12 protein-coding genes are annotated in these 14,008 nt (G+C 38.8%); 10 read left to right on the top strand and 2 right to left on the bottom strand.

Annotated features, from left to right (window positions below; genetic code table 11):
• Positions 1 to 29: 29 nt before the first annotated feature.
• The 7 genes from HUN22_RS00370 to HUN22_RS00340 all read left to right on the top strand — a co-directional run bounded on the left by HUN22_RS00370 (position 30) and on the right by HUN22_RS00340 (position 4,868).
• A complete protein-coding gene (locus HUN22_RS00370; RefSeq protein WP_174726093.1) occupies positions 30 to 803 on the top strand; it encodes an MlaA family lipoprotein in 774 nt (257 codons plus the stop codon).
• Between the two features lie 111 nt (positions 804 to 914).
• Positions 915 to 1,883 (top strand): RsbU family protein phosphatase GigA, encoded by a 969-nt coding sequence (gigA, locus tag HUN22_RS00365; protein ID WP_174726089.1) that lies wholly within the window; start codon positions 915 to 917, stop codon positions 1,881 to 1,883.
• A gap of 102 nt (positions 1,884 to 1,985) precedes the next feature.
• Positions 1,986 to 2,507 (top strand): anti-anti-sigma factor GigB, encoded by a 522-nt coding sequence (gigB, locus tag HUN22_RS00360; protein ID WP_002117273.1) that lies wholly within the window; start codon positions 1,986 to 1,988, stop codon positions 2,505 to 2,507.
• A 26-nt stretch (positions 2,508 to 2,533) separates the two neighbouring features.
• Positions 2,534 to 3,358, top strand: a complete 825-nt coding sequence (locus HUN22_RS00355; RefSeq protein WP_174726088.1) for a carbon-nitrogen hydrolase family protein — start codon at positions 2,534 to 2,536, stop codon at positions 3,356 to 3,358.
• Between the two features lie 14 nt (positions 3,359 to 3,372).
• Positions 3,373 to 3,747 (top strand): DUF4951 domain-containing protein, encoded by a 375-nt coding sequence (locus HUN22_RS00350; protein ID WP_174726087.1) that lies wholly within the window; start codon positions 3,373 to 3,375, stop codon positions 3,745 to 3,747.
• A 164-nt stretch (positions 3,748 to 3,911) separates the two neighbouring features.
• Complete coding sequence (locus HUN22_RS00345; RefSeq protein WP_174726086.1) at positions 3,912 to 4,349, top strand: MarR family winged helix-turn-helix transcriptional regulator; 438 nt, start codon at positions 3,912 to 3,914, stop codon at positions 4,347 to 4,349.
• An 87-nt stretch (positions 4,350 to 4,436) separates the two neighbouring features.
• Positions 4,437 to 4,868: an organic hydroperoxide resistance protein gene (locus tag HUN22_RS00340; protein ID WP_174726085.1), complete on the top strand. Its 432-nt coding sequence runs from the start codon at positions 4,437 to 4,439 to the stop codon at positions 4,866 to 4,868.
• 58 nt (positions 4,869 to 4,926) lie between these two features.
• On the opposite strand, the gene gspE is transcribed toward HUN22_RS00340, so the two are convergent.
• The gene (gspE, locus tag HUN22_RS00335) at positions 4,927 to 6,417 is read right to left on the bottom strand and encodes a type II secretion system ATPase GspE (protein WP_174726084.1); all 1,491 of its coding nucleotides are present in this window, start codon (positions 6,415 to 6,417) and stop codon (positions 4,927 to 4,929) included.
• A 96-nt stretch (positions 6,418 to 6,513) separates the two neighbouring features.
• On the opposite strand from gspE, the gene HUN22_RS00330 reads away from it, so the two are divergent.
• Positions 6,514 to 7,335 carry a hypothetical protein gene (locus HUN22_RS00330; RefSeq protein ID WP_174726083.1) on the top strand — a complete coding sequence of 274 codons (822 nt, stop codon included), beginning with the start codon at positions 6,514 to 6,516 and terminating at the stop codon, positions 7,333 to 7,335.
• A gap of 9 nt (positions 7,336 to 7,344) precedes the next feature.
• A complete protein-coding gene (locus HUN22_RS00325) occupies positions 7,345 to 8,262 on the top strand; it encodes a mechanosensitive ion channel family protein (protein WP_174726082.1) in 918 nt (305 codons plus the stop codon).
• On the opposite strand, the gene HUN22_RS00320 is transcribed toward HUN22_RS00325, so the two are convergent.
• Positions 8,252 to 11,053, bottom strand: coding sequence for a DUF2339 domain-containing protein (locus HUN22_RS00320; RefSeq protein ID WP_174726081.1), 2,802 nt, complete (start codon positions 11,051 to 11,053; stop codon positions 8,252 to 8,254). The two genes, HUN22_RS00325 and HUN22_RS00320, sit on opposite strands and share 11 nt — an antisense overlap.
• Before the next feature lie 154 nt (positions 11,054 to 11,207).
• Here HUN22_RS00320 and polA point away from each other — a divergent pair, with 154 nt between their 5' ends.
• Positions 11,208 to 13,979, top strand: coding sequence for a DNA polymerase I (gene polA, locus HUN22_RS00315; RefSeq protein WP_174726080.1), 2,772 nt, complete (start codon positions 11,208 to 11,210; stop codon positions 13,977 to 13,979).
• Positions 13,980 to 14,008: the final 29 nt, after the last annotated feature.

Genomic DNA, 14,008 nt, shown 5'->3' with positions numbered 1-14,008 from the left:
CTATAAGTGAATCTTCTAATGCTAGCTCATTGGAAGAAACAACACCTACCCATCACCGCTCACAAATTATTAAAGATTTAAAAAATATTAAAGTTAAGGATTTAAAAGTAAATGCAAATGCAGCACAACCAGATCCTATAAAAGATCCGTTACAATCATTAAATCGTCCAATTTATTCATTTAACGATATGTTGGATCGAAATTTTTTACGCCCAGTTGCTGTCCAATATAGAGAGAAAACTCCAGAAGATGTACGTGGTTCTTATCGCCAGTTCCGTAAAAATCTTGGAGAACCTTGGAATGCTGTCAATCAGCTTATTCAAGGTCGTCCTGGTCGCGCAGCAAAAACTTTAGGTCGTTTTACAATTAATACTTTAACGACTCTTGGTTTAGCTGACCCTGCAAGCCGTTTAGGTTTACCGACTGAAGAAGAGAATTTTGGTGTAACTCTCGGTTACTATGGTGTTCCTTCTGGCCCATTCCTTATGTTGCCTTTTTTCGGCCCAAGTACTTTACGTGATGGTTTTGGTTTAGCAGTAGACGCCCAAGCTCGTCCTCAGAAATATGTTATGGATGATCAAGACGGCCTTTACTGGTCAAGTAATATATTACAAGCCGTTGATACACGTGCTCAATATCTAGATTTAGATCAAACCTTACAGGGTGATCAATATGCTATGATTCGAGACTTATATCTCCAACGTAAAGCATTCCAAATTGCAGAGAAAAAGGGTGACTCGGCTGATGTATCCTTCATTGATGATGATTCAGAAGATACACCAGATGAGAATCCAAACCCTTAAAACATGAAATCAAGGTATTGCTCGGATTAAGAGTTTGGCAATACCTTGATTTTGATCATACATACTCTATGATGAATAAAGTGATCATATAAAAGGACTACCATCTCTTCTATGTATTTTATTAAACCGACACGCTCTATTCCTTATTTAGAGCAAGCTTTGGATAAATTGCCAGGCTTACAAGTCATTAACATAGATGATTTAGATTTATATGATCCAACCATCATTGCAATTGCAGATGTACAAGATTTCCTGACTTATAAATGGAATTTACCAACGATTGTAATTGCTTTTGAACACGAAGGTGCTGCTTTAGCGCATGCATGGGAAGCAGGTGCTCTTGCAGGTTGGGTGTGGAATCAGTTACCTACCGATTTAAATAAAGCTCTATCAAGAATTGATGCTCAATATAAGCGTAATCAAGATAGTCGTGATTTACCTTCGGCTGCTGAACTGCAAAAACGTTTATTGCCGAATCCAATTGATTTATTAAATTATGAAGTCGAAACTTTCTTTCAGCCTTCAGCTTATCTTTCCGGTGATTGGTATGATTATTGGAAATTAAATGATAAAGAAGTTTTATTCTATCTTGCCGATGTTTCAGGACATGGTGTAACCAGTAGTTTATTAACATCATGGATGGCAGCTTTCCATGGCCGTTCTAAAACACCAAGACAGTTAATAAAAAAATTAAATGGGATGTTGGTTCAAGAGAATATTGAAAAGCACATTACGATTGTTGTCGGTATTTTAAATCTAGAAACACATACACTTCGCTGGTCAAGTGCGGGGCACTACCCTCCACCTATCATTTTTGAACCTAATCAAGCTCCGAAAATTCTAACAACCAGTAGTTTTCCATTGGGCTTAACTGATGAACTAGAAGTTGAAGAGCATGTTTGTACATTAAATCACCAATCAAGATTCATTGTTTGCTCAGATGGAGCCCTTGAACCTTTTGACGGTGGCTTAAATGATCAGTTCCAACAATTGGTTCATCATTTGCAAAATCAATCATTTCAAGCGCCCGATCATGTAGCAGATGACATCGCCATCTTTAGTCTTTGTCGAATGAATTAATTTACGAATCAATTAATTACATAATATACGACTTAAGGACTCTTGAGTCTGAGATGGCACTATGTGATAATTTTTCTATCCTTCTCTGAAAATGGCATTTATATGTCAACAGGTCATGTTGAATATGCAAGTTTAAATGGAACGCATATTTTCAAACTTATTGGTGAAGTGCGAGCCCATTCTTGTATAAGTCTAGACAAACTTTTAAACAGAATTGAACAGCAAGAGAATGTTGTTGGTGCAATCGTTGATTTAACCCAAACAACATTTATTGATAGTACGGTGTTAGGCATCCTGGCTAAGCTAGGTTTAAAGCTTAAACAAACTCATCATATTCAAGCTGTGATGCTATCTACCAATCCAGATATCACAACCTTAGCCAACAGTATGGGGCTAGGGCAGGTTTTTGTCATTTTGAATTATTGTGGCGATCCTAACGTTTGCACATTAACGTTAACTGATGAACAGATCACTCATAATGCAATGCTAAGAACAGTTCTGGATGCACATAAGACATTGATGAAACTCAATGCAAACAATCAGAATATGTTTGAGCCACTTGTGAAGCAGTTACAGAAAGAACAAGATACGCTTGAACAGGTATCAGATAAGCAAAATGCCTGACTTTAATCATTAAGCCGGACTAGAATATGACCCTTATTTCTGTTGCTCAAATGAACTCGCAAGATGACATTGAAAATAATTTTCAAGTTATTGAGTCTTTGATTCAACAAAGTAAGGCGCAAAATGCTAGCTTGATTGTTTTTCCCGAAAACTTTATATGTTTTGCTGCAGGAAAACAACGTGAAACAGCTGAGCAATTTGAGTCTATTCAACAAAGGCTTGAGAAACTCGCACATCAATATCAAATCTGGATTGTGGCCGGCACCTTACCATGCCCATTTCGTCCAGATGGATCTACGATTCAAGATGGTCGAGTCCGGACGGTTAGTCTTTGTATCAGTCCTGAGCGTACGGAAGCACGTTATGACAAGATCCATTTATTTGATGTACAAGTGGGTGATGCTGTCGGTGGTTATCAAGAGTCTCGATTCTTTGAGCCCGGAACAGACGTAGTAGTCACATCTACCCCTTTTGGCAATATTGGCTTAATGGTATGTTACGACTTACGTTTTCCAGAGCTTGCTCTAACTCTTAGACAACAAGGCGCTCATCTTCTTACTGCTCCTGCTGCATTTACTTATACAACTGGACAAATGCACTGGCAGCTTTTGCTACAGGCTCGGGCAATGGATAGCCAATGTTATGTTTTAGGTGCAGCACAACAGGGCTGGCATGGTGAAAAACGACAAACTTGGGGACACTCTGGGGCAACAGATAGTCGTGGCCAAATTTTAAGTATGATTGGATATGAAGGGAGTGGTTTAATCACAGTACCCTTTGATTTAACAGCACAAGAACTCGTCCGCTCTTCAATGCCTCTCATGACTCACCGTAAATTGATTCACTATTAAAAGTTTAATTATTCATGTGGAAATACTTATTTAGCATTTTTTGCTTTGGGGCAAATATTCATTGTTATGCAGAGTTTGGGACAACGAACTATTTTGTTTCACCCACTGCACAGCTCAGTTCAGATATTCTTCCAGCGACACCTAAAAATATCCCCTTGCCCGCATTTGGCCAAAGAATTATTGGCTGGGGTACGGGTGCAGAAGGCGCAAGACAACGTTTAGAAAATATTCAGCCAGCAGATGTTTCTATGATTAAAAAACAAGGAGCAACGCTTGAAATGATTACTGCTTGGCAAGATTTTTATGAACAAGAGCAACAACGTAATGCAAATAATCCTACTGCTAAATATCGTGCGCGTTTAATGAAAAAAATTGCAGATCTATGGTAGATAATTTTATCTAAAACATTTTATCTTATGGAATAATTGATGTAGTTATTCCATTTTTTATGTGCGTTAATTTGTTTTATTCATAAACTATTCTGATGAACATTTAAGAAACTGAATAGAAAGCGATATACTACAAAAGTAGTGTCAATTTCTTTGAGGAATATATGGACCAAGACTGTCAAAACTTAAAGCTTGAGAATCAATTATGCTTCCTCATTTATTCAACAAATTTAGCGCTTAATCAGCTCTACAGAAAACTTCTAGCACCTTTGGGCATTACCTATCCCCAATATTTAGTGATGTTAGTGTTGTGGGAGCAGGATGACGTGACTGTTTCAGAAATTGGAGCTAAACTTTTTTTAGAATCATCTACCCTTACCCCTATCTTGAAAAAGCTAGAAGCCCTGCATTTACTTCATCGTACCCGTTCAACTCAAGACGAGAGACAAGTGATTATTACGTTAAGTGATGAAGGAAAAAAATTAAAAGATCAAGCAATGCATATTCCAGCAGGTGTACTAGAAGCAAGTTCATGTGATATGACCACGCTACTAGGCCTCAAAGATCAACTTACTAAACTCCGTACAAATATAGCTAAATAATCACCAATTTTTTACAAAATTGACTTGTTAAAATAATTAAGTCGTGTACGATATATTTGTATTCAATTTATTTTAGGAATAAAAACGATGTCATTAGAAAAAGTTGTTTATCGTGCAAAAGCTAAAGCAACCGGCGGTCGTGATGGTCGTGCAACATCATCAGACGGTGTATTAGATGTACAACTTGGTGTACCTAAAGAGATGGGTGGCGCTGGTGGTGCTGTAACAAATCCAGAGCAACTATTCGCAGCTGGTTATTCAGCATGCTTTTTAGGTGCTTTAAAATTTGTTGCAAATCGCGATAAATTTAATATTAGTAAAGACGCTTATGTAGAGGGTGAAGTAGGTATTGGTCCAATTCCTACAGGTTTTAGCATCGAAGTGACTTTAAATGTTTACTTAGTCGGTATGGATCATGAAGAAGCTGAAAAGTTAGTTGCAGCAGCTCATATTGTTTGTCCATATTCCAATGCAACTCGTAACAATATTGATGTAACTTTTAATATTGTGACTGAGTAATTTTTTAAGTTTAAAAAATGCCTGAATCATATCGGGCATTTTTATTGCTTGTTACAAATTACACTTCACTTGCTTCATTGGTTACTCGAAGCACTTCCTCAAGTGTCGTTTTGCCTGAAAGTACTTTACGCAGACCATCATCACGAATTGAACCTGAATACTCACGAGCATGATTTTCTAATTCATATTCAGCTGCATTACCATGAATCAGACGGCGCATAGGTTCATCAACTGGTACAATTTCATAAATTGCAGTACGTCCATTGAAGCCCAAATGTGAGCAATGATCACACCCTTTGGCTTCAGGTAACTGCAAAGACGGTTCATTATTAATATGCTGGAAAACCTGTTTTTCAAAAGTATCGGCTTCACGCCATGTCATACAATGTGGACATAAAGTACGAACCAAACGTTGAGCAATCACTCCAATTAAAGAGCTTGATAATAAGAAAGGCTCAATTCCCATATCTTTAAGTCGAGTGACCGCACCAATAGCAGTATTGGTATGTAGTGTTGATAAAACCAAATGACCGGTTAACGATGCTTGTACTGCAATTTCAGCAGTTTCTAAATCACGAATCTCACCTACCATGACCACATCAGGATCTTGACGTAACATTGCTTTTAAAGCACGAGCAAATGTCATATCCACTTTGGTATTCACTTGGGTTTGACCAATACCTTCGAGTTGATATTCGATTGGATCTTCAGCAGTTAAGATATTACGGGTATTGTCATTTAGATCAGATAAAGCTGCATATAAAGTCGTTGTTTTTCCCGAACCTGTAGGCCCTGTGACCAAAATAATGCCATGAGGACGATGTACTAACTGAGTTAAACGCTCATAGTCATTAGCCATTAAACCCAAGTGAGTCATGTTGAGACGGCCAGCTTGCTTATCAAGCAAACGCATAACGACCCTTTCTCCATGTGACGATGGCAAAGTTGAAACACGCACATCCACTTCACGACCAGCAAGACGTAAAGAAATACGCCCATCTTGAGGTACACGTTTTTCAGCAATATCGAGCTTCGCCATAACTTTAATACGCGAGACCAGTAAAGGTGCCAGCTCACGGCGTGGCTGTACAATCTCACGTAATTGACCATCTACACGCAATCGTACGGATAATTTCTTTTCAAAAGCTTCAATATGAATATCTGAAGCCCCTACCCGAATTGCCTCTGAAAGCAGCGCATTAATAAGACGGACAATCGGGGCATCATCTTCTTGATCCATCAAGTCTTCTGTTTCAGGAACCTGATCGGCCAAGCTTAATAGATCCGGATGATCTTCCAAACCTGCCGCAACTTGTTGTGATTCCCCTGTATCACCTGCATAGCTCGTACTTAAGAGCGCATTAAATTCTTGTTCAGTACATAATTGATAATGAGCTGGCTTACCCAAGATGCGTCTTGCTTCCTGCAATGCAATTTTTTCAGTGTTTTGACGTCTAATAATAAATACCTGATCACCGTCATAACGAAATAAAACACCATGACGCTTGGCAAAACTATATGGAACTTGTATTTGTTTCAATATTTGCATCACAATTTATAATGATGAGTAAGATGATTTTGAGTGTACTCTAAGCAGATTACAGCGTGAAGTCTGTTTAACAACTCGGTAGAGGAATTTTGCGTCTTGTTTGAAAATAATGAATATCAGCCTCACCCCCAGAATTCTTTAAAATGGTGGGGAGAGCAAAACTTTGAAATTAATCAGTCGAAAGCATGGCAATTCGGTTCAATGCTTTTTCGTTTAACACGTGGCATAAAAGAATGGCGCATCGAATATTATCGACCTTCTCTTCAAGACGATAATGAACAAGATTGGCACCCAATCGCAGATCCACATTTTGCCTTCCCGCATAATGTTCAAGTAGAACGTTATATGTTTCGCAAAACTAATTCAGAATTTTTACTTATGCCACGTCTGGCAGATCGTTCTGTAGTTATTAAACCTGTTGACCCTATTTATATTCCAGCAGGTCAACGTGGGACTTTATATATAAGTACACCATTATGGATTGCAGGTTTAGTTGAAAGTCAGCATGAACCATTGTTTGAGATTCCTGTAATTCAACCTAAAGATACGTGGTTCGGCCCTAATGCCCAGCAAGGTGAAATTTGCTATGCAACTTCTGTTGATGGGCGTACAGATTTAAATCTATTAACACCACGCGCTTTCCGTGCTGTTACTCCAATTGACTTTCATAATACCAGTAATCATCAATTACGCTTTGATCGTATGAACGTGCCAGTAACGGCCCTTCCTCTTTTTTATAGTGAAAGTACTGGTCGTTTATGGACGTCTCAAATTAAAGTTTATTATGAGGGCTCTGATCGTCCCGCACGCATTCGTATTGAAAACCGTACGCCACCTCTTGCTGGTGAAGTGACTTATGTTCATCCACCACGCTCACCTGGTGGAGCATTATTCAATATGTTTGATTCATTCTTTTAAGAGGTTTATATGGCTGATTCAAATATTCCAAAAGATATCGCTGATAGCCTCAAAAGCATATTTACCAATATCAATACCGAACGCATCAGTGAAATTTTAGTCGGTGTTGTGCTCTGTTTTATTGGTTTTGTTCTTGCCCGTATTATTTCAAATACGTTTATTAGAACCATTGGCTCACGCTTTAACGCTCACCAACGCTTGGTGTGGCGCCGTGGTATTTTTTATTTTATTTTCTTACTCTTCATTATGACGAGTTTAAAAGAAGCTGGGTTCAAACTTAGTGTATTCCTGGGCGCGGCTGGGATTCTAACCGTAGCACTTGGTTTTGCATCGCAAACTTCTGCCAGCAACTTAATTAGTGGTCTATTTTTGATTGGGGAAGGTTCTTTTGAAGTCGGCGATACGATTCAAATTACTCTGATTCGTGGCAATACAATTGAAGGCGAAGTCATTTCGATTGATTTGCTTTCTGTCAAATTACTTACACTCGACAATGTCTATATTCGTTTACCAAACGAACAGCTTATTCGCGCCCCTGTACACAACTTATCTAAATATCCGATACGGCGTATTCCGATTACACTTGCAATTAACTTTCACGAAGACATCATTAAAGTTCGCGAAGTTCTACTAAATGTGGCAGCTCATTATCCACTTGTGTTAGATGACCCAAAACCTGCAGTTACAGTTACTGCATTCAGAGAGTCATCGATTGAGCTTTTATTTGCGATATGGTGTCGCCAAGAAAATTCTTTAAAAGTTCGGGATGAAATGCAAGAACGTATCCGAAATGGATTTTTGGATAATCAAATTGAAATTCCTGTACCGAAAATGGGCTTAATTGATCGACCACCTACTGCTTTTGGTGAAGATGATATCGATCAATACAGTAATCAAAAAGAATTAAAACGAGAGCCTAAAGCTTAGGCTCTTGATTCTTCTCTACAGAAGACGGTGGTAATGGCGCAAGATAAGCAATAATCAACATTACCCCACCTGCTCCAATAAATGAAATGACCCGAGTTAATGTCGCACTTTGCGATAGATCAAGCAGAATCAGCTTTAATACCACGATTCCTAAAAGTGCAGCACCTACAAACCATAATTGACGAATCATTTTACGACTTGAGAATGTAGTTAATATAAATGCCAAAATAACCCAAAGTAATGTCAAACTTAACTGCACTACACCATTTGTCCAAATTGAAACACTCCAGAGTGGCGTTGCCCAGTAATAGTGCAAGCCCCTAACAACCACACTACTGAACACTAATAAACCAACTAAAATTGTTATAATTTTAAAAGTCCACTCTAGTGATTTATCTTGATCAAAAGCATGTTGATAAATAATAAAGAGCAGTCCTGAAAATACCGCAATTGAAAGGAAATCCGTTAAGTTAAATAAAGGAACAAAATAAAGGTACTCAGCGGAGTGGCGATCAACGCTCACAACTAACAACCAAATTAAGCTTAAACACCAAACTGAAATTTGATGTAACAGTGTCGTTTTATGAGCCTTATACGCCCAAAGCGAATAAACCACAGGAACAAAAGCCAGAGCAACAACTGGCATTTGTGGAAAGATTGCCAAACCAGCTATCGCTAACGCCAACCAACTTAAACCAGCCCAGACTTTTAAGTATCCGGACTCATCCGACTGCGGTTGAGCCATAATAAATAAGCTGCCAAGAATAATGGTACTCACAAGAAAAGTACCCTGTCGTAATATGTCGGCCCATTTATACAGCGTGAATACTTGGCTGGTAAAGGCTTCACCCAAAATGAACAACAGTAACAGGCTAATTAAAATTAACTGCAAACTTTGCCATTGCACACGTAATTTATAGTGAACAACTGCACTAAATATTGCTATTAGAGCAGTGGCAAACATCAAATATGGACTCAAACCATGATGATGCCATGTCATTATTTCTACACCAGCTACGGCGCCCGCATACATACCTAAGCATAAGAAAATGCCACTAATCATGCTGGCACTAAAATAACGTTGTTCTTTACTGTTGTATTGCAATAAATAAAAGGCAGAAATAAATTGAGCAAGTGCATATATGCTTGTACTTAGCGTTGGGAACTCTTCATTTGCCCACACCTGATAAAACAGTGCAAGTGAGCTGAGTAAAACTAAAACTACACCAATATATCGGCTTAAACGGTAGCGTTCAGTTACTCCCCATACAATTAAAGCCGTACCTTGAGCTACCCAACCAATGGCAGTCCAATGTGCTCCTTTTGCAAGCGGGAAAATTAAAGCAAAAAACGCAACCGCGAGAATGAAAAAGCTTTTTGCAAGGACCGAAAGCTGAGGATGAGTCTTTTTAATCCAGAAAGTTAATACTGCATAGGTGCCCGCCAAAACAGCTGCACCAATCGTCAATGCTTGTGTAGACTCATGTACCAAGTAAGCATGGAGGGTAAAGCCCAGTACTGGCACACTAAAAATAAGTCCCACATCTAACAGTGGTGGTAAACGAATCCCTTCGCGTTTTTCATGTGCTGACGTCCGAGATATATTTTGGCTATAACGAACACTTAACCAAATAAACAGCGCGATATGGCACCACAAAATCCAGTCTAATGTATTAAATTTTGCGGGTTCTCCATAAAATGCAATTGCACTACCACCTATAAACATTGTGGCAAAGAAAGCAATTTGATTTAAGATTTTCCAAGGCTGAATAAAATTAACCGCAGCAACTGCTAAGTTAATTACTAAGTAATAGCTAAATAGGAAGGTTACATCAGGGCGATATTGTGGAATAACTAAAGGAGCCGCATAAGCCATACCAAGTGCTAATATTGCCAAATAAATAGCTTGTTGTTTTAAGCTCAGGAATACCGTAATAGCTAATAAAATCGTAAACAGAATACTCGCTGTAGTTAGGTTGGCAATTACACCAAAATGATGTGAGAACACAAGTGTCAGGAATACAACAGCCAGCCCGACACCTTGCAATGCCACAGCAAAAAGCTGATTTTTCTTTTGCAATGTATATCCAAATGCCGTTAACACACCTCCAGCAATGGCAATAAAACCAAGTTTGACACCCAAACTAAGTTGCCAGTGCTCACTTGCAAAACGTAATAACAACACCACCCCAACCATAAGCACAGCAACAGCAACTCTTAAAATTGGATTGCCATGAATCATCCAATCTACGGCTGGTTGCCACCATGCAGTTTTTACAGGAATTGGTTGTTCTGTTTGATTGAAAGTTGCCGTTTCGGCAGAGCCTAGCATGTCAGTATTGTTGAGGCCAACCTGCTCTAGCGCTGGATTTATAACTTCAGACTGTATGGTCTCATTTACATGAACATTTTGTTTTGCTGATTCGAGGTACAACAGTCGAGTATGAAATGCACTGATGGTTTGAATCAAACATAGTAATAAAACCAGTAAAGCCCCACCAGCAATCCACATCCAGTGATTGATATAAGCAACTAATGCAACCAAGGCTGCTGCATAAATCACTGTTCTTTGCGTATGGATAGAATAAAGTGGCGCTTTCTGAGGAGAAAACTGCTGTTCTAAATGAGTTAAGCGCTCATGTAGATTTGACAGTAATTGAACTAGAATGACAGTAAGTGCAATAGATAAAGCAACAACAGCACTCTGAAATTTAAAACCAATTGAAATGGCTAAAAACAAAGTCAAAGCGATCAAAACAATGATCATTCCCTGTTTGTCTTTTTTATACATGGGCTTAGCAATATGACACCTTCATTACAGGTCATCTTACTTCAAGCCAATACAAGCGTATATTTATACATACAAAATACTGCAAAAATCATAAACCTGCATTCATAGCCGTTTTCACGTAAAATACCCGTAATTCAGATTAAGGAATTGTTCAATGCCACCATTTGTCTTGGTTGATGGGTCCTATTTTTTATTTCGTGCATACCATGCATTACCACCATTAACAACCTCTACAGGGTTACATACCAATGCAATACGTGGGGCAATTTCTGCCATTCAAAAATTAATGCGCCGTATGCAGCCAACACATATGGCCGTCATTTTTGATACGCCTGAGCCAACTTTCCGCCACAAGCTTTCACCTATTTATAAAGGTGATCGCCCAACCATGCCGGAAGAGTTATCTCAACAGATTCCATATTTGCATGCATTGATTAAAGCGCAAGGAATTCCTTTATATAGTCTTCCGGGTGCAGAGGCAGATGACATTATCGGTACGCTCGCTAAACGTGCCGTACTCGAAGGCCATCATGTACTTATCTCAACCGGCGATAAAGACATGGCTCAGCTCGTCAATGATCATGTAAAACTTGAAGATAGCTTTAAAGATCGCGTACTCGACACGGACGGTGTATTTGAAAAATTTGGGGTTTGGCCAAATCAAATTATCGACTACTTAACCCTCATGGGCGATGCATCTGACGGCATCATGGGTGTGCCTGGCGTAGGTGCAAAAACAGCAGCTAAGTTACTAACTGAATATGGCACTTTAGATAATATCATTGCCAATGCAGACCAGCTTAAAGGCAAACTGAGCCAAAATATTAAAGATAATTTAGACAATATTAAGCTTGATCATCAGCTAGCTAGCATTGTCTGTGATCTTCCTTTAGAACTCGACTGGCATGAGTTAAAGCTTACTGATCCAAACGTAGAGGCTCTACGTAATTTGTATACTGAGCTTGAATTTAGAAATCAGTTACAGTCACTTGATCATCCAAACAATCCAAACAGTTCTACTTATAAACAACAAGCTTCACAGACTGTTGTTCAAAATGAAGTTAAACCTGCTGAATCTATAGAAACTGAAGATCAAGCAAGCTTAACTAGTCAAGATGACCAGCTTGGAACAGCAAATTATCATACTGTTTTAACCCAAGAAGCATGGGATCAGCTCTGGCAACACATGCAAAATGCAGATCATTTTGCTATTGATACAGAAACTACAAGTCTGGACTACCGTATTGCCGAGATGGTCGGTTTTTCAATCGCATTTGATGCGAAAGATGCCTACTATGTTCCATTAGCGCATAATTATGAAAATGCGCCGCAGCAACTAGATCGTAATCAAATTCTGGCTCAAATTAAGCCTGTGCTAGAAAATGAAGCAGTTAAAAAAATTGGTCATCACCTTAAATATGATGCCCATATCTTTGCTAATCATGGCATAGAACTTAAAGGCTGGTATTTCGATAGCATGCTTGCATCATATGTATTGAATGCAGCAGCGACTCGTCATGGCATGGATGACGTAGCTCGTGTCTACTTAAGCCACTTAACCACCACCTTTGAGCAAATTGCTGGTAAGGGTGCTAAACAAAAGACTTTCAATCAAATTGAGATTGAAGTTGCTGCTCACTATGCTGCAGAAGATGCCCATGTGACTTATCGTTTATATGAAGTACTTTCAAACAAACTTAAGCCATTTCCTGAGCTAGAAAATATTTTATATAACATCGAAATGCCAGTTGCCCGTATTTTATCGGGTATGGAAGAAGATGGTATTCGTCTAGATCATGCCTTTTTAGATAAATTAAGCGTTGAATTTGCAAAAACGATGGAAGGGCTTGAAAATCAAGCGATGGAAATTGCAGATGAAACTTTTAATATTGCTTCACCTAAACAAGTAGGCGAAATCCTATTTGATAAATTAGGAATTAAAGGCGGTAAAAAAACTGCAACTGGACAATACAGCACCAGTGAAAGTGTTTTAGAAAAAATTGAACATCCTTTAGCGGAAATTATTCTAGAGCATCGCGGTTTAGCAAAGCTAAAAAGTACCTATACAGATCGTTTAGTTGAACAATCTCATAACGACACGCATCGCGTACATACGAGCTATCATCAAGCACTTACAGCGACAGGCCGTCTCTCCTCTTCTGATCCTAACTTACAAAATATTCCAATTCGTAGACAAATTGGGCGTCAAATTCGTAAAGCATTCATTGCGCCAGAAGGTCGAGTACTATTGGCTGCCGATTACTCGCAAATTGAATTACGTTTAATGGCTCATTTTTCTCAAGATGAAGCTTTAGTACATGCATTTCAGCATGGACAAGACGTTCACCGCCGCACTGCAGCAGAAGTATTGGGTATTGCAATTGAAGATGTGACCAATGACCAACGCCGTCAAGCGAAAGCTGTTAACTTTGGTCTACTATATGGTATGTCTGAGTTTGGTTTAATTCGTCAGTTAGGTTTCACACGTCAAGAGTCACAGAACTATATCAAACAATACTTCCAACGCTATCCTGGCATTTACGAATACATGCAACGTACCCGCCAAGTAGCATCGGAACAAGGGTTTGTTGAAACTATTTTAGGTCGTCGTCTTTATACGCCTGATATTGATGCACGAAATGTGATGATACGTAAGGCTGCTGAACGTGCTGCGATCAATGCGCCCTTACAAGGTAGTGCGGCTGATATCATTAAACTTGCAATGATTGAAGTCGATAAAATCTTGCCAAAAGATCAAGCCAAGTTGCTTCTTCAAGTACACGATGAATTAGTATTTGAAGCAGATCAAAATATTGCCGAAGAGCTCTCTAAGCAAATCGCAAATGTCATGGAATCAGTAGTAAAAATTTCTGTGCCTTTAGTTGTTGAAGTTGGACAAGGGCTAAATTGGGATGATGCTCATTAATTAGCAAAAATAAAAAAGGGCTGTGAAAT

The sequence above is a fragment of the Acinetobacter lactucae genome (assembly GCF_013344765.1).
In the GTDB taxonomy this organism is placed as follows: Bacteria; Pseudomonadota; Gammaproteobacteria; order Pseudomonadales; family Moraxellaceae; genus Acinetobacter; species Acinetobacter lactucae_A.
Note: the sequence above shows the minus strand (reverse complement) of the source record. Positions and strands in the feature narration are given on the sequence as shown.

Coding starts and splice junctions, on each gene's coding strand:
- gigA (WP_174726089.1), top strand. CDS start 915: ATGTATTTTATTAAACCGACACGCTCTATTCCTTATTTAGAGCAAGCT.
- gigB (WP_002117273.1), top strand. CDS start 1,986: ATGTCAACAGGTCATGTTGAATATGCAAGTTTAAATGGAACGCATATT.
- HUN22_RS00355 (WP_174726088.1), top strand. CDS start 2,534: ATGACCCTTATTTCTGTTGCTCAAATGAACTCGCAAGATGACATTGAA.
- HUN22_RS00350 (WP_174726087.1), top strand. CDS start 3,373: ATGTGGAAATACTTATTTAGCATTTTTTGCTTTGGGGCAAATATTCAT.
- HUN22_RS00345 (WP_174726086.1), top strand. CDS start 3,912: ATGGACCAAGACTGTCAAAACTTAAAGCTTGAGAATCAATTATGCTTC.
- HUN22_RS00340 (WP_174726085.1), top strand. CDS start 4,437: ATGTCATTAGAAAAAGTTGTTTATCGTGCAAAAGCTAAAGCAACCGGC.
- gspE (WP_174726084.1), bottom strand. CDS start 6,417: ATGCAAATATTGAAACAAATACAAGTTCCATATAGTTTTGCCAAGCGT.
- HUN22_RS00325 (WP_174726082.1), top strand. CDS start 7,345: ATGGCTGATTCAAATATTCCAAAAGATATCGCTGATAGCCTCAAAAGC.
- HUN22_RS00320 (WP_174726081.1), bottom strand. CDS start 11,053: ATGTATAAAAAAGACAAACAGGGAATGATCATTGTTTTGATCGCTTTG.
- polA (WP_174726080.1), top strand. CDS start 11,208: ATGCCACCATTTGTCTTGGTTGATGGGTCCTATTTTTTATTTCGTGCA.